This is a genomic window from Streptomyces sp. 4N124 (assembly GCF_052245395.1).
Classification (GTDB): Bacteria; Actinomycetota; Actinomycetes; order Streptomycetales; family Streptomycetaceae; genus Streptomyces.
Window position 1 is genome coordinate 108,258 of the sequence record NZ_JBQQBS010000011.1, and the last position, 25,629, is coordinate 133,886.

The window sequence follows — 25,629 nt, forward strand, 5'->3', positions numbered from 1 at the left end:
TGCGGAGCATGACCAAGACGACGTCCGCGACGGCCCCCGTGCTCGGCATCCGCGCCCTCAACCGCGCGACCCTCGACCGGCAGCTCCTGCTGCGCCGTTCGCCACTGACCGCGCGGGCGGCCGTGGAGCATCTCGTCGGCCTCCAGGCCCAGGAGGTCAAGCCGCCGTACTACGCGCTCGCCGCCCGGCTCGACGGCTTCAGGCCCGAGGAGCTGTCCGGGCTGCTGGAGCGCCGTGAGGTGGTGCGCATCGTCACCATGCGCTCGACGATCCATCTGCACACCGCCGACGACAGCCTCACCCTGCGTCCGCTGGTGCAGCCCGCCCGGGACCGGGAGATCAACTACTTCCGCAAAGGGCTCGTCGGCGTCGACCTCGACCGACTCGCCGTACTCGCCCGTGAACTCGTCGAGGACGGGCCGCGCACCATGAAGCAGCTGGGCGAGGCACTGCACGTCGAGTGGCCGGATGCCGACCCGCGGTCCCTGACCGTCGCCGCCCGCTGCAAGCTGCCCCTCGTCCAGGTCACCCCGCGCGGCCTGTGGGGCAGGAGCGCCCAGGTCTCCCTGACCACCGCCGAGCACTGGCTGGGCCGCCCGGCCGAGCCCGCCGCCTCCGCCGACGCCACCGTCCTGCGCTATCTGGCCGCCTTCGGGCCGGCCTCCGTGAAGGACATGCAGACCTGGTCCGGCCTGACCCGGATGGGCCCCGCCTTCGAACGGCTCCGCCCACAGCTGGTCATCTTCCGGGACGAGAACGGCGTGGAACTCTTCGACCTCCCCGACGCCCCGCGCCCCGACCCGGACACCCCGGCCCGGCCCCGCTTCCTGCCCAGGTTCGACAACCTGCTCCTCTCCCACGCCGACCGCACCCGCGTGGTGCCGCCCCCGAACCGGGGCCGTACCTGGAAGGCGAACACGGTCTACTGCCCGCTCCTCGTCGACGGCTTCCTCGCGGGCGTGTGGCGGATCCTCGACGGCGCCCTCGTCATCGAGCCCTTCGGCAAGCTCACCAAGGCCCAGCGCGGCGAGGTGACGGAGGAGGGAGCGCGGATGCTCCAGACGATGCACCAGGACGCGGCGTACGACATCCGCTTCGGGACCGTGATCCCGGAATCGTGAGTCAGTCCGCCCGGCCCGTCACCGCCACCGTCACACCCAGCCCGATCATCGTGCACCCGCCCGCCCCGCCGATCAGGGACAGCCGCCGGTCCGAGCGGGCGAACCAGGTGCGGGCCGCGGACGCGGTCAGGCCCCACAGAGTGTCCGTGACCAGGCCGATCACGATCGGGATCAGGCCCAACACCAGCATCTGCAAGGGGACTTGACCCGCCGAGTGGTCCACGAACTGGGGGAGTACGGCGGCGAAGAACACTACGCCCTTGGGATTGGTGACGCCGACCAGGGCGCCGTCGATGACCGTACGCAGGTCCCCGCGGGCCGGGCGCTCGGAGGCCGGCCCGGTCGCCGTCAGCCGTAGCTCCTTGCGGTGCCGGAACGCCTGCACGCCCAGGAACACCAGATACGCCGCGCCCGCCAGCTTGACCGCGAGATAGACCGTCACGGACCGCTCGACCAGTGAGCCGATGCCCACCGCGACCGCGACCACCAGCAGGTACGAGCCGAAGACGTTGCCGATCGCCGTCGCCACCGCCGTCCGGCGGCCGTGGGCCAGCGCACGTCCGATGACGAACAGCACGCTGGGTCCCGGGATCAGGACCACCAGCAGCGACATCGCCGCGAAGGCCAGCAGCCGGTCGGCGGACACCATGACCATCACCTCCATAGAGGCGGCCATTCAAACCCGAGGTGGGCGGAGATGGATAGGGGGCGTTGCGGGCTGCTCGTGGAAGCCCGCAACGCCCCCTGGTCTTTCACCTGAGGGGTTGCTCAGGAGAACCGCCGGGTCACGAGTCGATCTGCTCCGTGACCTCGTCCGAGAACGTGGTCAGCCGGGTGTAGACACCCGGGTAACCGGCTGCCGCGCAGCCCTCGCCCCAGGAAGTGATGCCTGCCAGGACGCCCCCGATGAGCAGGGGACCGCCGCTGTCGCCCTGGCAGGTGTCGACGCCGCCGGCTTCATAACCGGCGCAAACCATGTCGGACTGGACGAAGTCCGAACCGTAGGAACTGCCGCAGCTGGAGTCGGACACGAGCGGGACCGTGGCCGTCCGCAGCTGGTTGGAGGAACTGCCGCCCGCGGAGGTGGTGCCCCAGCCGAGGATGCGGGCCGTGGCGCCCGTCGCGTACACGTCGGTGTCGTCGGCGGAGACATACGGGGCGGTCGTGTACGGCATCGAGGTGGCCAGGGTCAGCACCGCCACGTCGTCGCCGTTGGTGGCGTCGGTGTAGTCGGGGTTGACCCAGATGTCGGTGACCTGGCTGACCGTGCCGTTCGTGCCGTTGAGGTAGGTGCGGCCACCGACGACTCTGACGTTGCCTTCACTCTCGCCGGCCATGCAGTGGGCCGCGGTGACGACCTTGGTGGGCGAGACGAGCGTGCCGCCGCAGAACTGGTCTTCCGAGGCGTCCGTGATCTGCATCATGAACGGGTATGCCGTCGTCGTGGTCGTCGTACCGCCCACGATGGGCTGCGGAGCGGCGACCGCTGTGGGGGCGGTCAGCAGCGCGGTCGCGGCGGCGGCAGCGGTCGCCGCGACGACGGCGGCGGTCTTCGTGGCACGGGTGAGCCCGAACATGAGTCTCCTCAAGAGGTTGCCGGTGGGGGGTCGCGCGGGTGTGGGGGGTTGCACGGGGGTCTCGGGACTGACCCCCGTATGCCCGGGCGAGCGGCATGGCCATACGCTAGGCGGGCGCACAGCCTCCTCCCAATGAGGGAACCCCCTAAGGGAGTTGGGGAGGGAAAACCCTCGGTCGCGCCCAGTAAACCCGTACCGGTCTCACTTCGCGCGGCGTCCTGCCGCCAGTCGGACGATATCCACGCGCGAACGGATCCCCAGCTTGCGGTAGACCCGGGTCAGGGTCGCCTCGACCGTCTTGACGCTGATGAACAGGCGCCCGGCGATCTCCCGGTTCGTCGCGCCCTCCATGACGAGCGCGGCGACCTGACGCTCCATCGACGCGAGGCCCTCCAGCCCGTCGAGCGCGACCGGCGGCTGCGCGGCGGGCTCCGGCGGGCTCGCGTCCGCCGCCGCGTCCACCTGCCGCAGCCACGGCAGCGCCCGGCAGCGGCGGAAGAGCCGGGCCGCCTCGTCGTACGACGTCGGACCGGGCCGCCCGGTGCGCAGCGAGGCGAGTACGAACGCGGTCCGGGCCTCCTCCAAGCCGTAGCCCAGCTTGGCGAGCCGGTCCTGGACCGATGTCAACTGGGCGATGGCGGCGTCGTGTTCACCGCGTGCCGCGCGCACCAGCGCCTCCGCCCGGTCCAGTACGGCGAGCACGCTCTCGCGGCCGAGCCGCATCGCCTGTTCGCGGGTGACGTCGATGAGGTCCTGCGCCTCGGCCGGCTCGCCGATCCGTACCAGCGCCTCGGCGAGGTCGCCGTGCCAGCGGCCGCGCGCCGGGTCGGTGATGCCGAGCCCCTGCTCCAGTTCCCGTACCCGCCGCAGCGAGCGGACCGCCTCGGGTGCGTCCCCGGCGACCAGTTGGGCGTACCCGAGGGCGGCCAGTGCCCGGGAGATGTACACCTGGTCGCCGCCCTCCTCCGCGTGCTCGACCGCTTCCCTGGCCAGTGCCAGCGCCCGGTCCACCTCGCCGCCCGAGGCCTCCGCGATCGAGGTGAGGACGGCGGAGGCCACCTCGCCGATCCCGCTGTCCCGGGCCAGCCGCAGACCCTCCCGGGCCAGGTCCAGCGCACGGCCGCAGTGCCCGGACCGCAGTTCGGTCTCGGCCACCCCGCGCAGGAAGTGCACCTCGCTCTCGACGGAGCCGCGCCGCCGCACCTCGCGCAGCAGCGCGGTGACCGTCGTCCGGGCCTCGGCCAGCTGATCGCTCATGATCAGCCAGCGGAACCGGGAGTAGCCGGCCCCGTTGTGATGGCAGGCCACCCGCGGGTCCTGAGGTTCCGTCAGCGCGCGCCGGATGGTCGCGGGGGCGTTCGTGTGGCCCATGAGTGTCTCGATCTGGGCCTGGAAGGAGAGCGCCATCAGCTCGGTGTACCGGTCGCCGGCCCGCTCGGCCAGCTCCGCCGAGTACGCCGCCGCCCGGCGGGCCTCGTCGAAGTCGCCCTCCACCAGCAGGCCCCGCCAGGCGAGCTGGTAATGGATCAGGGCGAGCAGCTTCGGGTCGTCGCCCGCGTCGGCGAGGGCCTGCGGGAAGACCGAGTCGACCTCGGTCATGGCGTGGCCCGCCGTGTCGATCACGATGATCCAGGCCCGTACCCGGTCCTCGGGCACGGTCGTCCGGCTGAGCACCTCCCGGGCGATGTCCCGGGCGAGGTCCAGGTCCCCGGCGGTGATCGCGTCCTCAGCGGCCTGCAGGCGCAGCACCTCCGGGGTCGGCTCGCCGTCCGCCGGGGTGTGCCGGGCCGCGAGCAGCCCGAGGGAGGCGGCCACGGACGGTGCGCCCCGGTCCCGGGCCAGGGTCGCGGCCTCCGCGAGCCGGGCCGCCACCTCCGGGTCGGTGCCGGTCGTCGCCAGGGCCAGATGCCGGGCCCGCTCGATCGGGTCGGAGGCCGCGGTGGACAGCGCGACGTGCGCGGCCCGCCGCTCCTGCGCGGCGGCCTCCGCATACAGCGCGGCCGAGATCAGCGGATGCGCGAACCGTACGGCCGGACCCTCGGACTCGGTCGCCAGCAGGCCCAGCCTGGCCGCCTGGGCGGTCTCGGCCTCGGCGTTCTCACGGCCGGCCGCGTGCAGCAGGGCCAGCGTGGGGCGGGCGCCCGCGCTGGCCACGAGCAGGGTGTGGCGGACCTCGTCGGAGAGGTTCTCCAGCCGGCTGAGGACGAGGGCCCGCAGCGACGTCGGCACCGGCAGCGGCTCGCCCGGCCGGGGGCGGGCGGGGCTCTCGGCGAGCGCGCGGCCCAGTTCGAGGGCGAACAGCGGGTTGCCGCCGCTGGTGCGGTGGATCTCGCGGACCGTGGACCGGGACAGGCCGGTGTAGCCGCGGTGGTCGAGGAGGTCGGAGACCTGCGTGCGGGAGAGCGGGCTGAGGCGGACCGCGAGGGTGTCCGGTGGGGACGCGCGTAGATGCCGGTCGTACTCCTGGCCCTCCGTCCGCACCGCGCACAGCATCCGCACCGGGGTGTCGCCGAGGCGGCGGGCGGCGAAGCCGAGGAGTTCGGCGCTGGCCGGATCCAGCCACTGCAGGTCGTCGGCGACGATCAGGACGGGGCCGGCGGCGGCGAGCGCGCGCAGCGCGGACAGCACCGCCAGGCGCAGTGCGAGGCCGTCGCGCTGGAGGGTGGACTCGCCGCGGCCGGTGAGCGCCGACTCCAGGGCGGTGCGCTGGGCGGCGGGCAGCTGGTCGGACACCTCGTCCAGGGCCAGACCGAGGAGGTCGGCCAGGGCGAGGAAGGGGAGATGGGATTCGGACTCGGTGGCCGAGCAGCGCAACACCGTCCGTGCCGCTTCGGCATATTGCGCGGCCAGCGCCCGCAGGAGTGTCGACTTTCCAATTCCGGCGGGACCGTGGAGCAGCACGCTGCCGCCCCGGCCGAGTTGCTCACGCGCCTGAGCGACCTGCTCCTCCCGGCCGATGACCAGGTCGGGGCGGCATCTGGCAGGCTCCTTGAAGTCCCGTCGCACGGTCACCGCTCCCCTCCGTGTGTCGTGTCCGGGCCAATATTAGGCAACGGGTCTTTGAAATTCGGACGTGTGACGAGGTGAGGGAAATAACAGGGGTGAGCAGCAGGGTGGAGCATAGAGAAATTCAAAGCACGAGTGAATGAATAGTGAGTCGTCGCAGCGGGCTCGGCCAGGCGCGTGACAGCGGTGTCCCGGCGGGGGTAGGGAGACCTGGAGCAGGTCCGGGAGCAGCCCGGCCAGGTTCCGGTCATGAGGAGGACGGATGACGACGTCTACGGAGGAGTTCCGCAGGGCACGGGACTTCCTGCTGGAGCACCGCGAAGACTACGCCGCCGCGTACGAGGGCTTCACCTGGCCCCGGCCGGACCACTTCAACTGGGCGCTCGACTGGTTCGACGCCATCGCCCACGGCAACGCCCGGACCGCGCTGCACATCGTCGAGGAGGACGGCGCTGAGACCCGGCTGTCCTTCGGTGAGATGGCGGTGCGCTCCGACCAGTTCGCCAACTGGCTGCGCGGGCAGGGCGTCCGTGCCGGGGACCGGATCCTCGTCATGCTCGGCAACCAGGCGGAGCTGTGGATCACCGCGCTGGCCGCGATGAAGCTGCGCGCCGTCGTCATCCCGGCCACCCCGCTGCTCGGCCCCGCCGACCTGCGGGACCGGGTCGAGCGCGGCCGGGTCCGGCAGGTGATCGTGCGCCCCGAGGACACGGCCAAGTTCGCCGAGGTGCCCGGCGACTACACCCGCGTCGCGGTCGGCGACGCGCCCGCGGGCTGGCTGTCTTACGAGGAGGCGTACGAAGCCCCCGCCGACTTCACACCCGACGGCCCGACCCGCGCCGACGACCCGCTGATGCTCTACTTCACCTCCGGTACGACGGCCCGCCCCAAGCTCGTCGAGCACACCCACGCCTCGTACCCGATCGGGCACCTCGCCACCATGTACTGGATCGGCCTCAAGCCCGGCGACGTGCATCTCAACATCTCCTCCCCGGGCTGGGCCAAGCACGCCTGGTCGAACCTGTTCGCGCCGTGGAACGCGGAGGCGACCGTCTTCCTGCACAACTACACCCGCTTCGACGCGGCCCGGCTGCTGGCGGAGATGGACCGGGCGGGCGTGACGACGTTCTGCGCCCCGCCGACGGTGTGGCGCATGCTCATCCAGGCCGACCTGACCCAGCTGCGCACCCCGCCGCGCGAGGCGGTGGCGGCGGGGGAGCCCCTGAACCCCGAGGTCATCGAGCAGGTCCGCCGGGCCTGGGGCGTGACCATCCGCGACGGCTTCGGCCAGACCGAGACCGCCGTCCAGGTCTCCAACAGCCCCGGCCAGCCCCTGAAGACCGGGTCCATGGGCCGCCCCAGCCCCGGCTTCCGCGTCGACCTCCTGGACCCGGCCTCCGGCGCACCCGGCGCCGCGGAGGGAGAGATCGCCCTCGACCTCTCGGCCCGCCCGGTCGGCCTGATGACCGGCTACCACGGCGACCCGGAGCGTACGGCGGAGGCGATGGCCGACGGCTACTACCGCACGGGAGACATCGGCTCCCGGGACGCCGACGGCTACATCACGTACGTGGGCCGGGCGGACGACGTGTTCAAGGCCAGCGACTACAAGATCTCCCCGTTCGAGCTGGAGAGCGCCCTGCTGGAGCACGAGGCGGTCGCCGAGGCCGCCGTCGTGCCCGCACCGGACGAGCTGCGCCTGTCGGTGCCGAAGGCGTACGTCGTCCTGGCGGCGGGCTGGGAGCCGGGTCCCGACACGGCGAAGGTGCTGTTCGAGCACTCCCGGGAGACCCTCGCCCCCTACAAGCGCATCCGCCGCCTGGAGTTCGCCCCGCTGCCCAAGACCGTCTCCGGCAAGATCCGCCGCATCGAGCTGCGCGAGGCCACCGCCGCCGGCTCGGACGCCGAGTACCGCGAGGAGGACTTCCGGTGAACTCGTTGAGTTCGTACACCCATGGGACCGGCGACACACCGCTGCTCGGCGACACGATCGGCGCCAGCCTGGACCGCGCCGTCGCCACCTGGCCGGACCGGGAGGCGCTCGTCGACGTGCCGTCCGGACGGCGCTGGACCTACACCCGATTCGCCGCGGACGTCGACGAGTTGGCGTACGCACTGCTCGCGAGCGGGGTCGCCAAGGGTGACCGGGTGGGGATCTGGGCGGTCAACTGTCCCGAATGGGTCCTCGTCCAGTACGCCACCGCCCGCATCGGCGCGATCATGGTGAACATCAACCCGGCCTACCGCACCCACGAGGTCGAGTACGTCCTCAAGCAGGCCGGCATCTCCCTGCTCTTCGCCTCCCTGAGTCACAAGACGAGCGACTACCGCGCGATGGTCGAGCAAGTGCGCGGCAAGTGCCCGCAGTTGAGGGAGACCATGTTCATCGGGGACCCGAGCTGGGACGCGCTGATCACGCGGGGAACGCCGGCCGCGTACGAGGAACTGTCCTGCGACGACCCCATCAACGTCCAGTACACCTCGGGCACGACGGGCTTCCCGAAGGGCGCCACGCTGTCCCATCACAACATCCTCAACAACGGTTACTTCGTCGGTGAGTCGATCGCGTACACCGAGCAGGACCGGATCTGTATCCCCGTGCCCTTCTACCACTGCTTCGGCATGGTCATGGGCAACCTGGCGGCCACCACGCACGGGGCGTGCATCGTCATCCCCGCCCCGTCCTTCGACCCGAAGGCCACCCTGGAGGCGGTGCAACAGGAGCGGTGCACCTCCCTGTACGGCGTACCGACCATGTTCATAGCGGAGTTGAACCACCCGGACTTCGCGAGGTACGACCTCTCGTCGCTACGCACCGGGATCATGGCGGGCTCGCCCTGCCCGGTGGAGGTGATGAAGCGGGTGGTCGCCGAGATGCACATGGAGGAGGTCTCCATCTGCTACGGCATGACCGAGACCTCCCCGGTCTCCCTCCAGACCCGGATCGACGACGACCTGGAGCACCGCACCGGCACGGTGGGCCGCGTCCTCCCGCACATCGAGGTGAAGATCGTCGACCCGGCCGACGGTACGACCCAACCCCGCGGCGTCCCGGGCGAGTTGTGCACCCGCGGCTACAGCGTGATGCTCGGCTACTGGAACGAACCCGAGAAGACCGCCGAGTCCATCGACGCCGCCCGCTGGATGCACACCGGCGACCTCGCGATGATGCGCGAGGACGGCTACGTCGAGATCGTCGGCCGCATCAAGGACATGATCATCCGGGGCGGCGAGAACATCTACCCGCGCGAGATCGAGGAGTTCCTCCACGCCCATCCGAAGATCGCGGACGTCCAGGTGGTCGGCGTACCGCACGAGCGCTACGGCGAAGAGGTCCTCGCCTGCGTCATCGCCCGCGACCCGGCCGACCCGCCGACCCTGGAGGAACTGCGGTCCTTCTGCGACGGACGGCTGGCCCACTACAAGATCCCGAGCCGCCTGCGGATCCTGGAGTCCTTCCCGATGACCGTGTCAGGGAAGGTGCGGAAGGTCGAACTGCGGGAGGAGGCCGCGAGGTCGCTCTGACGCCGGATTGCTGAGCGCCCCAAAGGGGCGCGGGGAACTGCGCGACCAGCCACGACGGGCCCGCAGCCGCCCGACGGCACATCGCGGCAATTCCCCAGGCGCGCTCAGGCACCCGCGTCCAGGTCGTCCGCGAGGCTGTTGACCGGCTGCGGCGTGCCGGTGAGGTCGAGGACGAAGAGAGGCACGCCCAGGTCGTCGGCGCGGCTACGCGCGTCCGTGGCGTAGCCGGCGAGGGAGAAGTAGACGCAGCCGGCGGACTCCGTCATGGCCGTCAGCCACAGGCACTCCACGTCCCGGAGTGAGGCCGGGCGAACGGTCGGATCGACCTGGGCCAGCAGGCCGCGGGCGGCGAGGCCGATGCCGGACGGGGGCCGCTGGTCCGCGCGGCGGATGTCCTGGTAGCCGAGCCAGCGCAGATACAGGGCCGCGGCGGTGACCGCGTCGCGGGCCGTGCGGATGGTCACCGGGGTGAAGGCGCGGCGGGGGACGGGCGGCGCGGGCTCGGCCACGGCGCCCTCGGCATCCGCCCGTGCCACCGGGACCCGCAGCAGCGTCCCGCAGGGACAGCCCAGCTCCGGCCGCGGCCACTGGTCGCTGCGGCCGCACGCAGCGCAGCGCACGGTGACCCACTGCTCGTCCCAGACCTGGTGGGTGACGGCCGTCGCGGTCCCCGCCGGATCGAGCGGCGGGAGCACCGGCGCCCCGCACGCACACGGATAGGACGGCGCGGAGTAGAGCTGCTCGCGCCGACAGGCGGGGCAGCGTACCGACACGCTCTCGGACATGGCCCACTCCAGGACGAGATCACGACCGCACACCGGGACAGCGAGGCCATCGTCCTCCAGAAAACGCCTGCTTGTCCGTCTCTTGACTGCCCTTCTCCGGCCCACCTACATTGATTCCAGATAGTAGAAAACTAATTTCGCTATACGGAAAAGTACTCACCGCAGGGCGCGACGGGAGTGCGAACCGACAGCCGAAGCAGGAGTACTCCATGGCTCGTATGACCGCTGCCCGCGCGGCAGTCGAGATCCTCAAGCGCGAGGGCGTCAGCAACGCGTTCGGTGTCCCGGGCGCGGCGATCAACCCGTTCTACGCGGCGCTCAAGGCCTCCGGCGGTATCCAGCACACCCTCGCCCGGCATGTCGAGGGCGCCTCGCACATGGCGGAGGGCTACACCCGGACCCACCCCGGCAACATCGGTGTCTGCATCGGTACGTCCGGCCCCGCCGGCACCGACATGATCACCGGCCTGTACTCCGCCATCGGTGACTCCATCCCGATCCTGTGCATCACGGGCCAGGCCCCGACCGCCGTGATCCACAAGGAGGACTTCCAGGCCGTCGACATCGCCTCGATCGCCAAGCCGGTCACCAAGATGGCCGTCACCGTCCTGGAGGCCGCGCAGGTCCCCGGCGTCTTCCAGCAGGCCTTCCACCTCATGCGGTCCGGCCGCCCCGGCCCCGTCCTCATCGACCTGCCGATCGACGTCCAGCTCACCGAGATCGAGTTCGACCCGGACACGTACGAGCCCCTCCCGGTCTACAAGCCCGCCGCCTCCCGCGCCCAGATCGAGAAGGCGATCGGCATGCTGAACGCCGCCGAGCGCCCGCTGATCGTGGCCGGCGGCGGAGTCATCAACGCCGACGCCGCCGAACTCCTCGTCGAGTTCGCCGAGTTGACCGGCACTCCGGTCGTCCCGACCCTCATGGGCTGGGGCGTCCTGCCCGACGACCACGAGCTGAACGCCGGCATGGTCGGCCTGCAGACCTCGCACCGCTACGGCAACGCGACCTTCCTGGAGTCCGACTTCGTCCTCGGCATCGGCAACCGCTGGGCCAATCGCCACACCGGCAAACTGGACGTCTACACGGCCGGCCGGAAGTTCGTCCACGTCGACATCGAGCCCACCCAGATCGGCAAGATCTTCGCGCCGGACTACGGCATCGCCTCCGACGCCAAGGCCGCACTGGAGCTGTTCGTCGAGGTGGCACGGGAGTTGAAGGCGGCCGGGATGCTGCCCGACCGTTCGGCGTGGGCGGCCTCGGCGCAGGAGAGGAAGGCCACCCTCCAGCGCCGTACGCACTTCGACGACATCCCGATCAAGCCGCAGCGTGTCTACGAGGAGATGAACAAGGCCTTCGGCCCGGAGACCCGGTACGTCTCCACGATCGGCCTCTCGCAGATCGCCGGCGCCCAGATGCTGCACGTCTACCGCCCGCGGCACTGGATCAACTGCGGCCAGGCGGGCCCCCTCGGCTGGACCGTCCCGGCCGCGCTCGGCGTCGCCAAGGCCGATCCGGAGGCACAGGTCGTGGCGCTCTCCGGCGACTACGACTTCCAGTTCATGATCGAGGAGCTGGCGGTCGGAGCGCAGCACAAGATCCCGTACGTCCATGTCCTGGTCAACAACTCCTACCTGGGCCTGATCCGCCAGGCGCAGCGGGCGTTCGAGATCGACTTCCAGGTCAACCTGGAGTTTGAGAACATCAACTCGCCCGAGATCGGCGTCTACGGCGTCGACCACATCAAGGTCGCCGAGGGCCTGGGCTGCAAGGCGATCCGGGTGACCGACCCGAACGAACTGGGCGCGGCCCTGGAGAAGGCCAAGAAGCTCGCCGCCGAGTTCCAGGTGCCGGTGGTCGTCGAGGCGATCCTGGAGCGGATCACCAACATCTCCATGTCGACCACGAACGACATCGGCAACGTGGTGGAGTTCGAGGAGCTGGCGACCGAGCCGGGCCATGCGCCGACGTCGATCAGGACGCTGAAGGTCTGACAGCCACCACCGCGAGAGGGGCGGTCCAGCCGGAAGGCTGGGCCGCCCCTCTTCGTCTGCTCACTGGGCCGCTACGGGCCCGCCGCCCCCGTGCCGGCGGGCCCGGCATGACATCAATGTGCCCCCACGAGAGGCCGGTTGATGCCCTGCGGCACGCTGTTCAGAGGTTGATTTGAGGGTTCCGTAGGCCGTGTACGACCGGTGGCGTACGTGGGTTCACTGCTCGTGGTGCTGATGGTGCTCGTGGTGTTCCGACAGGCCCGGCCAGTCGTCGGGGCCGCCGCCCTGCCACTCGATGAAGTCGCTCTCCGCGAGGTCCGTGACATACAGGTCGGCCAGCCGCAGGATCTCGCTCACGTCGTCCTCGTGCGTGGCGATCCCCAGTGTCTCGTCGCCCGACGTGACCCGCCGGGAGCCGTCCAGGGCCGGCGGATGCACCACGATGTGCGGATGCTCCGTTGGATGTGCCATGTCTTCAGGCTGCTGCGGACGCGACGGTTCCGCACCCCGGGAACACCGAAGAGCGCCGGATACGGGACCGTCCGTATCCGGCGCTCTTCAGCCCGGTGAGGGTGTGGCCGTCCGGCGGCGCGAGGCTGGGCGCGACAGGACGTTCGCGCCGCCGGACGGAGTCTGTGTGGCTGGGACCGCGGCGGATGCGACGGAGCCTGGAACGCCTTCCCTCAGGTCGAGAAGGGGAACTCGGGTCCTTCACCACCGCACTGGCTCGCACGCCGCCGCGGTCCCCGGCCTGCCCGCGCTCCGCCTCCGGCCACCCCTCATCCGGGCCGTTCGGCTGTCGCGGGCCGTCTGGGTCAGTCCTCTCAGTCCTTGCGCATGGCGTGGACGGCCTCCTCCACCCGCTTGCCGTACTCCGGGTCGGCGGCGTGGAAGTGGGCCAGGTTCTTCTCGATCACATCGTCACGGGAGACCTGGGAGAGGCCGCCGGCGATGTTCGCGACCAGACGGGACTTCTCCTCCTCGGACATCAGCCGGTACAGCTCGCCCGCCTGGAAGAAGTCGTCGTCCTTGGTGTGGAGCGGGGCCTCGTGCGTGCCCGTGTGGCCGCTCACCGCCAGCGGGGCGGACAGCGGGCGGCCGGTCTGAGCCGGGCCGTCGTACGAGTTGGGCTCGTAGTTCTTGGCGTGGCGGCCCTGGGAGTTGGACGCCATGAAGCCGTCGCGACCGTAGTTCTGCGCGGTCGTCGCCTTCGGGGCGTTGACGGCGAGCTGGGTGTGGTTGACGCCCAGGCGGTAGCGGTGGGCGTCCGCGTAGGCGAACAGGCGGCCCTGGAGCATCTTGTCGGGGGAGGGGCCGATGCCCGGAACGAAGTTGTTCGGGGAGAACGCGGCCTGCTCGACCTCGGCGAAGACGTTGTCCGGGTTGCGGTCCAGCACGAGCCGGCCCACACGCTGCAGCGGGTAGTCCTTGTGCGGCCAGACCTTGGTCAGGTCGAAGGGGTTGAAGCGGTAGTCCGCCGCCTCGGCCGCCGGCATGAGCTGGACGTGCAGGGTCCAGGACGGGTTGACGCCCCGTTCGATCGCCTGGAGCAGGTCCGTCTGGTGGGAGTTGGGGTCCTTGCCCGCGATCTCCGCGGCCTGCGCGCTGCTCAGGCAGCGGATGCCCTGGTTGGTCTTGAAGTGGTACTTGACGAAGAAGACCTCGCCGTCGGCGTTCGTCCACTGGTAGGTGTGCGAGCCGTAGCCGTTCATGTGGCGGTACGACGCCGGGATGCCGCGGTCGCCCATCAGCCAGGTCACCTGGTGCGTGGCCTCGGGGGCGTGCGCCCAGAAGTCCCAGACGTTGTCCGGCTCCTGCTTGCCGGTGAACGGGTCACGCTTCTGCGAGTGGATGAAGTCCGGGAACTTGATCGGGTCCTTGATGAAGAAGACCGGGGTGTTGTTCCCGACGAGGTCGTAATTGCCCTCTTCCGTATAGAACTTGACCGCGAAACCGCGCGGGTCGCGGACCGCGTCCGCACCACCCAGGTTGTCAGCGACGGTCGAGAAGCGCAGGAAGAGCTCGGTGCGCTTGCCGACCGTGTTGAGGAAGTCGGCGTGGGTGAAACCGGTGACGTCGTCGGTCACCTCGAAGTAGCCGTACGCGCCGGAGCCGCGGGCGTGCACCACGCGCTCCGGGATCCGCTCCCGGTTGAAGCGCGCCAGCTTCTCCAGGAGGTGCTGGTCCTGGAGCAGGAGCGGCCCGCCGATGCCGGCGGAGGCGGAATTCTGGTTGTCTGCGACCGGGGCGCCGGACTCCGTAGTGAGTGTGCGAGCGGTGAGCACGCGCTTCGACATCGTGGACCTTCCGTGCGGGTGTCAGCGGGAAGCTTCGGAAAAGAACTTCCGCTTTGTGGAGCCTAGGAGTGGGATGAACTGGGCGTCAACAGTTTGTTGAAGTTGATTCCGGGCCGCGGCGGCGCCTGGGCGCGACAGGACAGTTGTCAGCGCCGCCGCGGCCCGGAAGTCTCTGGGGCGCTCGTCAGAGCTGGGCGCCGGAGAGGCGCTCGACCGCGCGCAGCAGCGCGCTGTGGTCCAGGCCGCCGTCGCCCTGCGCCCGCAGGGACGCGACCAGCTGGGCGACCACCGCGCCGACGGGCAGGGCCGCGCCGACGTTGCGGGCGGCGTCCGTGACGATGCCCATGTCCTTGTGGTGCAGGTCGATCCGGAAGCCCGGCTTGAAGTCCCGGTTCAGGAAGTTGTCCTTCTTGCGGGTCAGCACGGTGGAGCCGGCCAGCCCGCCGTTCAGGACGTCCAGGGCGGCCGTCAGGTCCACGCCGGACTTCTCCAGGAAGACCACGGCCTCGGCGCACGCCTGGATGTTCACGGCGACGATCAGCTGGTTGGCGGCCTTCACGGTCTGACCCGAGCCGTGCGGACCGCACAGCACGATGGTCTTGCCCAGCGCCTCGAAGATCGGCTTCGCGGTGTCGAAGTCGGCCTGCTCACCGCCGACCATGATCGACAGTACGGCTTCGATCGCGCCGGCCTCACCGCCGGACACGGGCGCGTCCAGGACGCGTATGCCCTTGTCCTTGGCGGCCTTCGCCAGGTCGACCGAGGTCTGCGGGGTGATCGAGGACATGTCGATCAGCAGCGCGCCTGACTTCGCGTTCTCCAGGATGCCGTCCGGGCCGTACGCGATGGCCTCGACCTGCGGGGAGGCGGGCACCATCGTGACGACCACGTCGGCGTCCTTCACGGCCTCGGCGATCGAACCGGCGGCGGTACCGCCGGCGGCGGCGAGCCGGTCCAGCTTGTCCTGCTCCAGGGTGAAGCCGGTGACGTCGTAACCCGCCTTGATCAGGTTCTCGGACATGGGGGAGCCCATGATGCCGAGGCCGATCCAGGCGACCTTGGGGAGTGTGCTCATTGGGGGTGCCTCTCTAGCTGCGGCAATGCGTCTGCGGGGTGGCGGGCGTCGGGAAAATCAGCCCGTCCGGCGATTGAGGACGAGGCCCGTTCAGGGCCGAAGCGGGGGTCTGGGGGCGGCAGCCCCCGGTGACGGCCACCTCAGCGGGCGGCGCGCTGTTCCACCGGCAGCCAGTCGAAGGCCTCGGCGCTCGGGCGGTCGCCCGGCTTGTACTCGAGGCCGACCCAGCCGTCGTAACCCGCCTTCTTCAGCTGGTCGAGGAGGTCTTCCAGGGGCAGCGAGCCCGTGCCGGGGGCGCCGCGGCCCGGGTTGTCGGCGATCTGCACGTGGCCGGTCTTCGCGGCGTACTGCTCGATCACCTGCGGCAGGTCCTCGCCGTTCATGGACAGGTGGTAGAGGTCCATGAGGAAGCGCGCGTTGCCGAGCCCCGTCGCGTCGTTGACCTTGTCGACGATGCCGACGGCGGCGGGGGCGCTCACCAGCGGGTACCGCGGCGACTCGGGCTGGTTCAGGGCCTCGATCAGCAGGATCGCGCCGATCCGGTCGGCCGCCCGCGCCGCGAGGACGAGGTTCCCCAGCGCCAGCGCGTCCTGCTCGGCCGGGTCCACGCCGTCGACGCGGTTGCCGTACAGGGCGTTGAGCGCCTTGCAGCCCAGGGACTGCGCGAAGTCGGCGGCCACGTCGATGTTGGCGCGGAACTTCTGCGACTCCTCGCCGGGGATCGACAGGGCGCCGCGGTCCGGGCCCGGCAGCTGGCCGGCGTAGAAGTTCAGGCCCGTGAGCTGGACGCCCGCGTCCTCGATCGCCTTCTTGAGGGCGTCGAGCTCGGACTGCTCGGGGGTGGGGGAGTCGATCCAGGGCCACCACAGCTCGACCGCGGTGAAGCCGGCCGCGGCGGCGGCCGCGGGGCGCTCCAGGAGCGGGAGTTCCGTGAAGAGGATCGACAGGTTGACGTTGAAGCGCTGCTCTGCAAATCCCATCGGGGCCGGCGCTCCCTTCCGTTGCGATCGATCGAGATTCCGTATTGCGGAAGTTTGTTTCTGCTTAATGGAAGACTGCCTGTGGCCTGCGGCGGCTGTCAAGAGTGACCGACAAAAAAGCGCCCCCGCGCGGGTACGCGGGGGCGCTTGCGGAACGGGCGGCTCAGAGTGCGTCGACGGCGCTCACCTTCCACCCCTCTGACGTGCGGGTCATCGTCATCCGCACCCGGTTCAGATCCATGCGGGCCCCGGTGACCTGGGTGCTCTCGGTCACCTGGTTGACGAAGAGCAGCACCACCACCTCGTCCGCCGAGGCCGACACCACGGAGGCCGCGGGCGAGCCCCCGTCGGCCGGCTCCGCGATCGTCGCCTTCACCACCCCGTCGTACTTCTTCGCCGTCGGCCCGACCACGGTCTGCGTGGTCTTCCGGTACTCGTCGCGGAACTTCCCGGTCAGCCGGTCGCCCGCCGCGGCGAAGTCCCGGTCCAGCCGCCGATGGTCGTACGACAGCACGACGGGCGCCGCCTTCCGCGCGGCATCGAGGGCCTGCATGCGCGCCTGCTCGGCCTGCTCGCCCTCCCGGTACCGCTGTCCGAGCACGGCGACGGCGACCAGGCCCGCCAGGAGCAGGACGGCCACGAGCACGGTGAGCAGCCCTCTCCGGGAACGCCGCACACCGGAGCCGGAGTCGTCCTCCGCGAAGTCCTCCGGCGCCGGCTCCGGCGGGTCGTCCCAGCCGTCCGGGGGCTCGATGACCACGGTGCGCCCGGCGAGCGGCGGCGCCTCTGCGACGGAGGTCGCCGGGCCCCGCTCCGTACGTTCCGCGCGCCTGGCCGCGGCGCGGGCCGCCGCCGTCATCGTGTGCCGGGTCGGGGAACCGGCGCCGCGGCCTCGGGTGGTGGGTTTCGCCACGGTCTTACTCCTCACTGGGTGATACGGCGGTGGTCGGCGCTGTTCAGCCCACGAACTCGACGTCGGAGGTCAGCCACCGGCCGTCCTCGTGGACGAGGTCGAGCTGCAGCCGATACGTGCGTGCCTCCCCCTTGGGCACGGCGGTGTTGGTCACCTTGCTGTCGGCGACCACGAGCACGCGGGCCGTGCGCTCGTCGGAGCGGACGATGCCCGCGTCGAGGACCTGGCCCTCGGACACGGACTTGTTCCGCGCGACAAGCTCGGTCAGCTCCTCGGTCTGCGCGGCGAACTCCTTCTTGAAGTCGCCGGTGGCGCTCTTGAGCACGTTGCCGCTGTCCCGGTCGTAGCGCCGGTAGTCGAGGGAGGTGAAGTTCAGCGCCGACTGCCGGGCCGCCGCCAGGATGTCCTGTTGGCGCTGCTCCGCCTGGCGCTGGTCGTAGAGCCGGCTGCTCAGCCAGAGCGCCGCCGCGGTGGTGAGGACGGTCGCCACGACGAGCCCCACGGACAGCGCCCTGGAGCGTCCGGCTCGGGTGGTCAGGCTCCGGGTCGTATGGAACACGAGCCCGCTCATGCCATCGGTCCGACGAGCAGCCATTGCCACGACTCCTTTCCGAAGACGGTCTGCTGGCCGCCCGTCGAGCCGATCTCGACGGGCGTTCCGTCCGGGCCGGTGAGAGTGCCGGTCTCCGGGTCGTACGGCGTGACGTACGCCGCCTGGTCGGCCCCGCCGCGCGCTGACGCGCCGGGGGCGTTCTGTGCGCCGCGCACCGACGTGGCGCTGCCGCGTGGGGCCGTGCAGCGCGCGTCGGTGTTGGCCTCGCGTGTGCTGGTGTCCGCCGGGTCGCGCCGGGCGGTGCCGTAGCCCTGGGTGCAGGGCGGCGGGTCGTCGGCGTTCACCACCAGGCCGAAGTGGGTGGTGCCGTCGCCGGGGACGACGGTGTGGCTGCCCGCGACCACCACCGGGAAGGTGACCAGGGCTTGCTCCACGCCGGGCAGCCGCGCGAGCGTGACCTGCCCGCCGCTGATGAGATTGGCCAGCAGCACCGACAGCCGCGGCTCGACCGACTTCAGCAGCGAGTTGAGCTCGACGGCCGCCGGTGTCGCGTTGCCGATGAGCTTGCGCAGATCCCCGTCGCTCGACTTCAACTCCGCGGTGAGCAGGGCGAGATCGCGTGAGAACGCCTTGATGGACGAGCCCTGGTCGGCCTGCGTCTTGAGCACCTTCCGGGAGTCCTCGATCAGCGAGATCGTCTCGGGCAGCGACTCGGACGCCGACTCGACGAGCGCGTTGCCCGAGTCGACCAGCCTGCTCAGATGCGGGCCGGTGCCGGAGAAGGCCTTGCCCAACTCGTCGACCGTGACGCGCAGATCGTCCTTGCCGACCGAGTTGACCAGCCGGTCGAGACTGAGGACCAGGTCCGTCGTGGGCAGCGGCACGCGCGTGCGGCCGCGGGGGATCGTGCTGCCCTGAAGCAGGTACGGCCCCCCGGCCGTGCGTGGCTGGAGGTCGACGTACTGCTCGCCCACCGCCGAACGGTTCGCCACCACGGCGAGGGTGTCCGCCGGGATGCGGGGCGCCCCGTCCTCGATGTCGAGGGAGACCGAGACCCCGCCCGCGCCGCTCAGCTTCAGTGCGCCGACCCGGCCCACCGGCACCCCGCGGTAGGTGACCTCGGCGCCCTTGAAGATGCCCCCGGAATCAGGGAAGTTGGCCCGCACGGTGTAGCCGCGGCCGAGGAGGCCGTCCACCAGGCCCGTGTATTCGGCGCCGACGTAGGACACGCCGACGGCGGTGACGGTGGCGAAGGCGAGCAGTTGGGCCTTGACCGTACGTGTGATCACGGCTGTATCCCCTTCAGCATCAGCTCCGCGAGCGCGAGGTCCATCCCCGGCGGCAGATCCCGGCCGGTGCCGTAGGCGGCGGTGCACACCGGTGGGCAGAGCGGGCCGCCGTCGGACGGCGCGGAGGGGGCCGCCGGTGCGTCGGGCAGGCCGGGTGCGGGCGTCGGCACGCTCGGGAGGTCAGGCAGATCGGGTACGTCGGGGAGTTCCGGGGCATCCGGCAGGTCCGGTGCGTCGGGGGTGCCGCCCCCGTCACCCGGCTCCTTCGTCAGGTTGCCGTAGATGGACGCCAGATCGAGGTCCGCGGTGATGGCGAGGTTCACGTAGTCGCCCTTGATGGCGTCGACCGCGTTGCGTGGGAAGGGGTAAGTGGTCAGCAGCTCAAGGGAGTTGGGCAGGTCGTCGCCCGCCTTGTCGAGCTGCTCCAGGATCGGCCCCAGCTGCTTGAGGTTGGCGACCGTGTCGTCCCGGGAAGCCTTGATCACCTTGGTGCCCGTCGTGCCCAGCTTCGACAGGGCGGTGAGCATCCTGGTCAGGTCGCGCCGCTGGTCGGCGAGCACCTTGAGGGCGGGTGGCATGGTGTCGACGGCCTGGGCGATCGTCTTCTTCTCCTTCCCGAGCCGCCCCGCGAGCCGGTCGACGGCCTCGAGCGCCCGGATGATGTCCTCGCGCTGGTCGTCCAGGCCGCCGAGGAACGTGTTCAGCTCCTTGAGCAGGGACTTGACCCGGTTCTCGCGCCCCGCCAGGGCCTTGTTCAGCTCCACGGTGATCGTCTTGAGCTGGGCCACCCCACCGCCGTTGAGGAGTGCGGACAGAGCCGACAGCACCTCCTCGATCTCCGGGTTGCGACCGCTGCGGCTCAGCGGGACGCGGTCGCCGTCGCGGAGCCGGCCCACGGGATCGGAACCGGGCGGGGCGGACAGCGCCACGTACTTCTCGCCGAGCATGCTGGTCTGCCTCAACTCGGCGACCGCGTTGGCCGGCAGCTTCACCGAGTCGGCGACCCGCAGCCGTACGCGCGCATGCCAGCCGTCCAGCTCGACCTTCTCCACCGCGCCCACGGTCACGTTGTTGACCTTCACGGCGGACTGCGGCACCAGATCGAGGACGTCGCGGAACTCGACGGTGACGCGGTACGCGCGGCCGTCCGAGGCCGCGCCTCCCGGCAGCTCGACGTCGTACCAGCCGTTGAACTCGCAGCCGGACAGCAGCAGCGAACCGACGGCCGCCCAGGCGAGCGCACCTGCCTTGCGCCTCATGCGCGGCCCCCCAGGATTCCGCCGAGGGTCCGGTCGACCGTGCCCGTACTCGGCACGGCGGGGGCCTTCGGCACCTCGGGCAGGGAGCCGAAGAGTTTCTCCAGCTCCGCACAGTCCGGGTTCTCGCCGCCTTCGTCGCCGGTGGTCCGCAGGACGGAGCACAGCAGCGCGGCCGGATCCTGTGATGTCTGCGCGTTGTTGCGGGTGTCGAGAGTGCCGGAGGAGGCGTTGTAGGCGTTCTGGAGATTCGACAGACCGGTGGGGGCGACCTCCAACAGCTCCTCCAGCGCGGCCCGTTGGTCGACGAGCACCTTGGTCACCTTGCTCAGGCCCTTCACGTTCGAGGTCAGCGACTTCTTGTTGGCCTTCACGAACGCGGACACGTCGCCGAGCGCGGTGCCGAGGTTGCGCAGCGCCACCGCGAGGTCCTTGCGCTCCCCGGCCAACTGCTCCGCCACCTCGGCGAGGCTGGTGTTGAACGAGCGCACGCTCTTGTCGTCCGCCGCCAGCGCCGCCGTGAACACCTGGAGGTTGCGCACGGTGCCGAACAGGTCCCCGCGGCCGTCGGACAGCGTGGTGACCGCCTCCGAGAGGTCCTTCACGGTCCGGTCGATGTTCCCGCCCTGGCCCTCCAGGTTGTCCGCGCTCACCCCGAGCAGCCGGGACAGGGCGCCGTCCTTGTTGGCGCCGTCGGGGCCAAGAGCCTCCGCCGTGGTGTGCAGGCTGTCGAAGATCCGGTCCAGCTCGACCGGCACGGCCGTGCGCGCCTCGGGGATGACGGCACCGTCCCGCAGCACCGGACCCTCGCGGTACACGGGCAGCAGCTGCACATAACGGTCGCTGACCACCGAGGAGTTGATGATCGCGGCCCGGGCGCCGTCCGGCACCTTGCGCCCCTCGTCGTACTCCAGCTCCACCCGCACCCGGCCGCCCTCCGGCGTGATCGTCTTCACCTCGCCGATGCGGACGCCGAGGACGCGGACGTCCGAGCCGGGGTAGATGCCGACGGTGCGCGGGAAGTACGCGGTGACGCGCACCTTCCCGGGGCGCGGCCACAGCACGAAGGCGGCCGTGGCGACGAGGGTCAGAGCGAGGAGCAGTGCCAGGCGCCGCTTCATCGTGAGCCTCCCGTGCTCGGCACCACCGGAGCGGCGACCAGGTTCTGGACGTAGGAGTCGAACCAGCGGCCGTTGCCAAGGGTGTTGGAGAAGACCCGGACGTAGGGCGCCAGCAGCCGGACGCTGCGGTCCAGGCTCGACTGGTTGCGTTCGAGCATCTCGACCACCTGGTTCAGGCCCTTGAGGGCGGGGCCGATCTCCTTGGCGTTGTCCTCGACCAGGCCGGAGAGTTCGACGCCGAGCGCGGCGGAGGTCTTCAGCAGCTTGTGGATGGCCTGGCGCCGCTTGCTGATCTCCTTGAACAGCGCGTCGCCGTCCTTGACCAGGGCGGTGAAGTCCTCGGTGCGCTGGGCCAGTACGCCCGTGACGCCGTTGGCGTGGTCGAGGAGTTCGCCCAGCGCCTTGTCGCGCGAGGCGACCGTACGGGAGATCTTCGACAGGCCCTTGATGGACTCCCGTACCTCGGCGGGCGAGTCCTGGAAGGTGGTGGAGATGGTGTCCAGGGCCGTCGCCAGCCGGTCGGTGTCCACCTCTTCGGTGGTGGTCGTCAGATCGCTGAAGGCCTGTACGACGTCGTACGCGGGGACGGTCCGCGTCAGCGGGATCTCCGTGCCGGGCTTCAACTGCCCCCGGCCCCTGGGGTGCAGGGCGAGGTACTTCGCACCGAGGATCGTCTTGACCCGGATCGAGGCCCCGGTCGCGGTGCCGAACCCCGGGGCACTCTTGATCTTGAAGGTGACCTTGACGTGGTCGCCGTCCAGATCGACCTCCTCGACCTTGCCGACCTTGACCCCGGCGATCCGTACCTCGTCGCCGGGCTTGAGACCGCCCGCCTCCGCGAAGGCCGCGCTGTACCTCTCGCCGTCGCCGATCACCGGAAGGCTGTCCGCGTTGAACGCGGCCACGGCCAGCAGCGCGAGGGTGGTCAGGCCGACGGCGCCGATCACCACCGGGTTCTGCTCGCGGAAGGGGGGCAGGTGCGGCAACCGGATGCGCGGCAGCCTCGGCGGCTCGACGCGCACCTTGAACAGCGGCTCGGGCTTGCGCTTCCTTCGGACCCGGATGCTCATCCCGCGCACCTCGCCCTCGCCACGTGCAGCTCGGGAGTGAGCACCTGCTTCGTCTTCGGCAGCACGATCCGGCCGTCGAAGTCGCAGAGGTAGAAGTTGAACCACGAGCCGTAGGACGCCGTCCCCGTCAGTTCGTTGAGCTTGTTCGGCAGCCGCTTCAGCACGCCCTCCACGGTCTTCTCGTTGTCGTTGAGCGTTCCGGTGAGATCGGTCAGCTCGGCGATGTCGTCCTTGAGCGGCGGACGGGCGTCCGCGAGCAGCCCCGACGTCGCCTCCGTCAGGTCACCGATGCTCACCAGCGACTGGCCGATCGGCTTGCGGTCGGCGGACAGCCCCGAGATCACCCGGCGCAGCTGCTTGAGCAGCCCGGAGAAACGGGCGCCGCGCTGGTCGAGCGTCCCCAGCAGGGTGTTGAGGTTGTCGATCACTGAGCCGATCAGCTTGTCCCGGCCGGCGAGGGTGGTGGTGAGCGAAGCCGTGTGCGCGAGCAGGCTGTTGACCGTGCCGCCCTCGCCCTGGAGGGTCTTGATGATCTCGGTGGCGAGCTGGTTGACGTCCTGCGGGCTGAGCGCGGCGAACAGCGGCTTGAAGCCGTTCAGCAGCGCGTTGAGGTCCAGGGCGGGCTGCGTCCGCGACAGCGGGATCGTCGCGCCGGGACGCAGCCGGGTGCCGTCGCCCGCCCCCTCGGTCAGGGCGACGTACCGCTGCCCGACGAGGTTCCGGTAGCGGACGACCGCGCCCGTGCTGGTGAGCAGCGGACGCTCCTCGGTGACTGTGAAGGTGACCTCGGCGCGGGTCCGGTCCTTGATCCGGATGCCCTCGACCTCGCCGACCCGCACCCCGGCCACGCGGATGTCGTCCCCCTCCTCCAGGCCGGTGACGTCGCTGAACACGGCGCGATAGGTGTCTGTGGGAGTGAAGGAGATGTTCACGATGGTGGCGGCGAGCAGGGCCGTCGCCAGGATCGTCACCAGGGCGAAGAGGCTGAATTTGATCAGCGGACCGGCGGTCCGGCGTGCTTTCGTCGTGCTCATGCGACGCTCACCGCCGTCCCCCGGGCCATCGGCCCGAACAGCAGCGTCGCGACCGGCGGCACCTCGTCGGCGGGCACGCCCAGGACGGGGGCCACGAGCGAGCCGACGGCGCGCTGTTCGGCGCGGGTGCCGGACACGTCGGACGTACCGTCATTGAGCTTGGTGTGCGGCGCGGGCACGCTCGGGTGGGGCAGGCCCCGGCAGTCCGGGCCGGACCGCTCGCCGTAGGAGGGCTCCTCGCCGGGTTCGTACGCCGGCCGCTGCCGTACGACTTCCAGGGTGATCCGCATCCTCCCGCCACGGAACGCCTCCTCCGAGGCCTCCTCCTGCCGGACCAGGCCGTCGAGCAGGCACGGGTACTGCGGCGCGTAGCGGGCGAAGAGGTCGAGCGTCGGGCGGGACACCCGGCCCAGGGTGATCAGCCGGTCACCGGTCCGGTCGAGGAAGCCGTCCGCCGTGCCGGCGGCGGTCGTGGTCGAGGTGAGCGCGGCGGCGAGCTGATCCTTCTTCTCCACCAGCGTGCGGCTGGTGGTCACCGTGTTGCGCAGGATCCGCATCAGGTCGGGCGCCGCGTCGCCGTACATCTCGGCGACGTCCGCGAACCGCGCGATGTCCTCCTTCAGGGACGGCAGATGCGGATTGAGCTTGCGCAAGTAGGCCTCCACGCGCGTGAGGTTGGCGCCGATCCGGTCGCCGCGCCCTTCGAGGGCCGTGGCGAACGCGGACAGCGTGGCGTTGAGCTCGCCGGGTCGGACGGTCCGCAGCAGCGGCAGCAGGTCGTTCAGCAACTGCTGGAGCTCGATGCCGACGCGGGTGCGGTCCTGGGTGATCACGTCGCCGGCGCGGATCGACCGCGCGGACGAGCCGGCGGGGACGACGAGATCGACGTACTTCTCGCCGAACAGCGTCTTGGGCAGCAGCCGCGCGTTGACATCGGCCGGGATGTACGACACATGCTCCGGCTTGAGCGCGATGTCGAGCGTCGCCTTCGTCCCGTCGGCCCGCACCGCACGCACCTCGCCGACCAGCAGCCCGCGCAGCTTGACGTCGGCCCGCCGGTCCAACTGGTTGCCCAGGCTGTCGGCCTCCAGCGTGATCCGCACCACCGGCGTGAACGCCTGCCGGTAGACGGCGACGGACAGCGACAGCAGCAGGGCGAGTACGGCGATGAAGACGACGCCGTACAACCGCAGTCTCAGTACCCTCATACGGCGGCTCATCCCGCAATCCGTACGGTCGTGTTGGCGCCCCAGATCGCCAACGACAGGAAGAAATCAAGGACGTTGATCGCCACGATCGACGTCCGCACGGCCCGCCCCACCGCGACGCCGACACCCGCCGGGCCGCCGCTCGCGTAGTAGCCGTAGAAGCAGTGCACCAGGATGATCACGACGGCGAAGACCAGCACCTTGCCGAAGGACCACAGCACGTCGACCGGTGGCAGGTACTGCTGGAAGTAGTGGTCGTAGGTGCCTGCCGACTGCCCGTAGTAGCCGGTGGTGATGGTGCGGGCGGCGAGGTACGAGGACAGCAGCCCGACCACGTACAGCGGGATCACGGCGACGAAACCGGCGATCATCCGGGTGGTCACCAGGAACGGCAGCGAGGGCACGCCCATGACCTCCAGGGCGTCGGTCTCCTCGCTGATCCGCATCGCGCCGAGCTGCGCGGTGAACCCGGCGCCGACCGTCGCGGACAGCGCGAGCCCGGCCACCAGCGGGGCGATCTCCCGGGTGTTGAAGTACGCCGACAGGAACGCCACGAAGTTGGACGTGCCGAGCTGGTTGAGCGCGGCGTACCCCTGGAGCCCCACCTCCGTGCCGGTGAAGAACGACAGGAAGGCGATGACGCCGACCGTGCCGCCCACGACGGCGAGCGCGCCCCGGCCGAAGCTGACCTCGGCGAGCAGCCGCAGGATCTCCTTCTTGTAGCGGCGCAGGGTGCGGCCCGTCCAGGCCAGCGAGCGGCCGTAGAAGGAGAGTTGAGCGCCCAGGTCCTCAAGGGACTTCAGAGGGCGGTCGAGAAGTCTCATC

General features: G+C 70.6%; 21 protein-coding genes. 4 read left to right on the forward strand and 17 right to left on the reverse strand.

Annotated elements, in window-relative coordinates; genetic code table 11:
- Nucleotides 1-8: 8 nt before the first annotated feature.
- The gene (locus ACTWQO_RS14150) at nucleotides 9-1,121 is read left to right on the forward strand and encodes a winged helix DNA-binding domain-containing protein (protein ID WP_443237637.1); all 1,113 of its coding nucleotides are present in this window, start codon (nucleotides 9-11) and stop codon (nucleotides 1,119-1,121) included.
- A 1-nt stretch (nucleotide 1,122) separates the two neighbouring features.
- Here the strand turns inward: ACTWQO_RS14150 and ACTWQO_RS14155 are convergent, their stop codons facing one another.
- The 3 genes from ACTWQO_RS14155 to ACTWQO_RS14165 form a co-directional block, all read right to left on the reverse strand.
- The gene (locus ACTWQO_RS14155) at nucleotides 1,123-1,770 is read right to left on the reverse strand and encodes a LysE family translocator (protein WP_443237638.1); all 648 of its coding nucleotides are present in this window, start codon (nucleotides 1,768-1,770) and stop codon (nucleotides 1,123-1,125) included.
- A 136-nt stretch (nucleotides 1,771-1,906) separates the two neighbouring features.
- Entirely contained in the window at nucleotides 1,907-2,698 is a 792-nt protein-coding gene (locus tag ACTWQO_RS14160; protein ID WP_443237639.1) for a S1 family peptidase, read from the reverse strand.
- A gap of 201 nt (nucleotides 2,699-2,899) precedes the next feature.
- Nucleotides 2,900-5,710, reverse strand: a complete 2,811-nt coding sequence (locus ACTWQO_RS14165; protein WP_443237640.1) for an ATP-binding protein — start codon at nucleotides 5,708-5,710, stop codon at nucleotides 2,900-2,902.
- 256 nt (nucleotides 5,711-5,966) lie between these two features.
- Here ACTWQO_RS14165 and ACTWQO_RS14170 point away from each other — a divergent pair, with 256 nt between their 5' ends.
- The gene (locus tag ACTWQO_RS14170) at nucleotides 5,967-7,637 is read left to right on the forward strand and encodes an AMP-binding protein (RefSeq protein ID WP_443237641.1); all 1,671 of its coding nucleotides are present in this window, start codon (nucleotides 5,967-5,969) and stop codon (nucleotides 7,635-7,637) included.
- A 5-nt stretch (nucleotides 7,638-7,642) separates the two neighbouring features.
- On the forward strand, nucleotides 7,643-9,229 hold the full coding sequence (locus ACTWQO_RS14175; RefSeq protein WP_443237743.1) for an AMP-binding protein: 1,587 nt from the start codon (nucleotides 7,643-7,645) through the stop codon (nucleotides 9,227-9,229).
- A 104-nt stretch (nucleotides 9,230-9,333) separates the two neighbouring features.
- Here the strand turns inward: ACTWQO_RS14175 and ACTWQO_RS14180 are convergent, their stop codons facing one another.
- On the reverse strand, nucleotides 9,334-10,014 hold the full coding sequence (locus tag ACTWQO_RS14180; protein WP_443237642.1) for a hypothetical protein: 681 nt from the start codon (nucleotides 10,012-10,014) through the stop codon (nucleotides 9,334-9,336).
- 209 nt (nucleotides 10,015-10,223) lie between these two features.
- Here ACTWQO_RS14180 and gcl point away from each other — a divergent pair, with 209 nt between their 5' ends.
- A complete protein-coding gene (gene gcl, locus ACTWQO_RS14185; RefSeq protein ID WP_443237643.1) occupies nucleotides 10,224-12,008 on the forward strand; it encodes a glyoxylate carboligase in 1,785 nt (594 codons plus the stop codon).
- Between the two features lie 216 nt (nucleotides 12,009-12,224).
- Here gcl and ACTWQO_RS14190 read toward each other — a convergent pair whose 3' ends face one another.
- From ACTWQO_RS14190 to ACTWQO_RS14250, 13 genes are all read right to left on the reverse strand, one after another.
- Nucleotides 12,225-12,479, reverse strand: coding sequence for a hypothetical protein (locus ACTWQO_RS14190; RefSeq protein ID WP_443237644.1), 255 nt, complete (start codon nucleotides 12,477-12,479; stop codon nucleotides 12,225-12,227).
- 353 nt (nucleotides 12,480-12,832) lie between these two features.
- Nucleotides 12,833-14,305, reverse strand: coding sequence for a catalase (locus ACTWQO_RS14195; RefSeq protein WP_443237645.1), 1,473 nt, complete (start codon nucleotides 14,303-14,305; stop codon nucleotides 12,833-12,835).
- Between the two features lie 184 nt (nucleotides 14,306-14,489).
- Nucleotides 14,490-15,380, reverse strand: a complete 891-nt coding sequence (locus tag ACTWQO_RS14200; RefSeq protein WP_443237646.1) for a 2-hydroxy-3-oxopropionate reductase — start codon at nucleotides 15,378-15,380, stop codon at nucleotides 14,490-14,492.
- A 140-nt stretch (nucleotides 15,381-15,520) separates the two neighbouring features.
- Nucleotides 15,521-16,360, reverse strand: coding sequence for a TIM barrel protein (locus ACTWQO_RS14205; RefSeq protein ID WP_443237647.1), 840 nt, complete (start codon nucleotides 16,358-16,360; stop codon nucleotides 15,521-15,523).
- A gap of 163 nt (nucleotides 16,361-16,523) precedes the next feature.
- Nucleotides 16,524-17,273, reverse strand: coding sequence for a hypothetical protein (locus ACTWQO_RS14210; protein WP_443237648.1), 750 nt, complete (start codon nucleotides 17,271-17,273; stop codon nucleotides 16,524-16,526).
- Nucleotides 17,274-17,316: 43 nt separating this feature from the next.
- On the reverse strand, nucleotides 17,317-17,874 hold the full coding sequence (locus ACTWQO_RS14215; protein WP_443237649.1) for a hypothetical protein: 558 nt from the start codon (nucleotides 17,872-17,874) through the stop codon (nucleotides 17,317-17,319).
- Entirely contained in the window at nucleotides 17,841-19,115 is a 1,275-nt protein-coding gene (locus ACTWQO_RS14220) for an MCE family protein (RefSeq protein WP_443237650.1), read from the reverse strand. The genes ACTWQO_RS14215 and ACTWQO_RS14220 overlap by 34 nt, the downstream gene beginning before the upstream one ends.
- On the reverse strand, nucleotides 19,112-20,374 hold the full coding sequence (locus ACTWQO_RS14225; RefSeq protein WP_443237651.1) for an MCE family protein: 1,263 nt from the start codon (nucleotides 20,372-20,374) through the stop codon (nucleotides 19,112-19,114). Before ACTWQO_RS14225 ends, ACTWQO_RS14220 begins: the two co-directional genes overlap by 4 nt.
- A complete protein-coding gene (locus tag ACTWQO_RS14230) occupies nucleotides 20,371-21,492 on the reverse strand; it encodes an MCE family protein (protein WP_443237652.1) in 1,122 nt (373 codons plus the stop codon). The genes ACTWQO_RS14225 and ACTWQO_RS14230 overlap by 4 nt, the downstream gene beginning before the upstream one ends.
- Nucleotides 21,489-22,562 carry an MCE family protein gene (locus ACTWQO_RS14235; RefSeq protein ID WP_443237653.1) on the reverse strand — a complete coding sequence of 358 codons (1,074 nt, stop codon included), beginning with the start codon at nucleotides 22,560-22,562 and terminating at the stop codon, nucleotides 21,489-21,491. Before ACTWQO_RS14235 ends, ACTWQO_RS14230 begins: the two co-directional genes overlap by 4 nt.
- Nucleotides 22,559-23,596, reverse strand: a complete 1,038-nt coding sequence (locus ACTWQO_RS14240) for an MCE family protein (RefSeq protein WP_443237654.1) — start codon at nucleotides 23,594-23,596, stop codon at nucleotides 22,559-22,561. The genes ACTWQO_RS14235 and ACTWQO_RS14240 overlap by 4 nt, the downstream gene beginning before the upstream one ends.
- On the reverse strand, nucleotides 23,593-24,804 hold the full coding sequence (locus tag ACTWQO_RS14245) for an MCE family protein (RefSeq protein WP_443237655.1): 1,212 nt from the start codon (nucleotides 24,802-24,804) through the stop codon (nucleotides 23,593-23,595). Before ACTWQO_RS14245 ends, ACTWQO_RS14240 begins: the two co-directional genes overlap by 4 nt.
- Before the next feature lie 8 nt (nucleotides 24,805-24,812).
- Nucleotides 24,813-25,628, reverse strand: a complete 816-nt coding sequence (locus ACTWQO_RS14250) for an MlaE family ABC transporter permease (RefSeq protein ID WP_224739830.1) — start codon at nucleotides 25,626-25,628, stop codon at nucleotides 24,813-24,815.
- Nucleotide 25,629: the final 1 nt, after the last annotated feature.

Bases quoted from the DNA above. Each gene is read 5' to 3' on its own strand.
- ACTWQO_RS14150 (WP_443237637.1), top strand. From the start codon at position 9: ATGACCAAGACGACGTCCGCGACGGCCCCCGTGCTCGGCATCCGCGCC.
- ACTWQO_RS14155 (WP_443237638.1), bottom strand. From the start codon at position 1,770: ATGGTGTCCGCCGACCGGCTGCTGGCCTTCGCGGCGATGTCGCTGCTG.
- ACTWQO_RS14160 (WP_443237639.1), bottom strand. From the start codon at position 2,698: ATGTTCGGGCTCACCCGTGCCACGAAGACCGCCGCCGTCGTCGCGGCG.
- ACTWQO_RS14170 (WP_443237641.1), top strand. From the start codon at position 5,967: ATGACGACGTCTACGGAGGAGTTCCGCAGGGCACGGGACTTCCTGCTG.
- ACTWQO_RS14180 (WP_443237642.1), bottom strand. From the start codon at position 10,014: ATGTCCGAGAGCGTGTCGGTACGCTGCCCCGCCTGTCGGCGCGAGCAG.
- gcl (WP_443237643.1), top strand. From the start codon at position 10,224: ATGGCTCGTATGACCGCTGCCCGCGCGGCAGTCGAGATCCTCAAGCGC.
- ACTWQO_RS14190 (WP_443237644.1), bottom strand. From the start codon at position 12,479: ATGGCACATCCAACGGAGCATCCGCACATCGTGGTGCATCCGCCGGCC.
- ACTWQO_RS14195 (WP_443237645.1), bottom strand. From the start codon at position 14,305: ATGTCGAAGCGCGTGCTCACCGCTCGCACACTCACTACGGAGTCCGGC.
- ACTWQO_RS14200 (WP_443237646.1), bottom strand. From the start codon at position 15,380: ATGAGCACACTCCCCAAGGTCGCCTGGATCGGCCTCGGCATCATGGGC.
- ACTWQO_RS14205 (WP_443237647.1), bottom strand. From the start codon at position 16,360: ATGGGATTTGCAGAGCAGCGCTTCAACGTCAACCTGTCGATCCTCTTC.
- ACTWQO_RS14225 (WP_443237651.1), bottom strand. From the start codon at position 20,374: ATGAGGCGCAAGGCAGGTGCGCTCGCCTGGGCGGCCGTCGGTTCGCTG.
- ACTWQO_RS14230 (WP_443237652.1), bottom strand. From the start codon at position 21,492: ATGAAGCGGCGCCTGGCACTGCTCCTCGCTCTGACCCTCGTCGCCACG.
- ACTWQO_RS14235 (WP_443237653.1), bottom strand. From the start codon at position 22,562: ATGAGCATCCGGGTCCGAAGGAAGCGCAAGCCCGAGCCGCTGTTCAAG.
- ACTWQO_RS14240 (WP_443237654.1), bottom strand. From the start codon at position 23,596: ATGAGCACGACGAAAGCACGCCGGACCGCCGGTCCGCTGATCAAATTC.
- ACTWQO_RS14245 (WP_443237655.1), bottom strand. From the start codon at position 24,804: ATGAGGGTACTGAGACTGCGGTTGTACGGCGTCGTCTTCATCGCCGTA.
- ACTWQO_RS14250 (WP_224739830.1), bottom strand. From the start codon at position 25,628: ATGAGACTTCTCGACCGCCCTCTGAAGTCCCTTGAGGACCTGGGCGCT.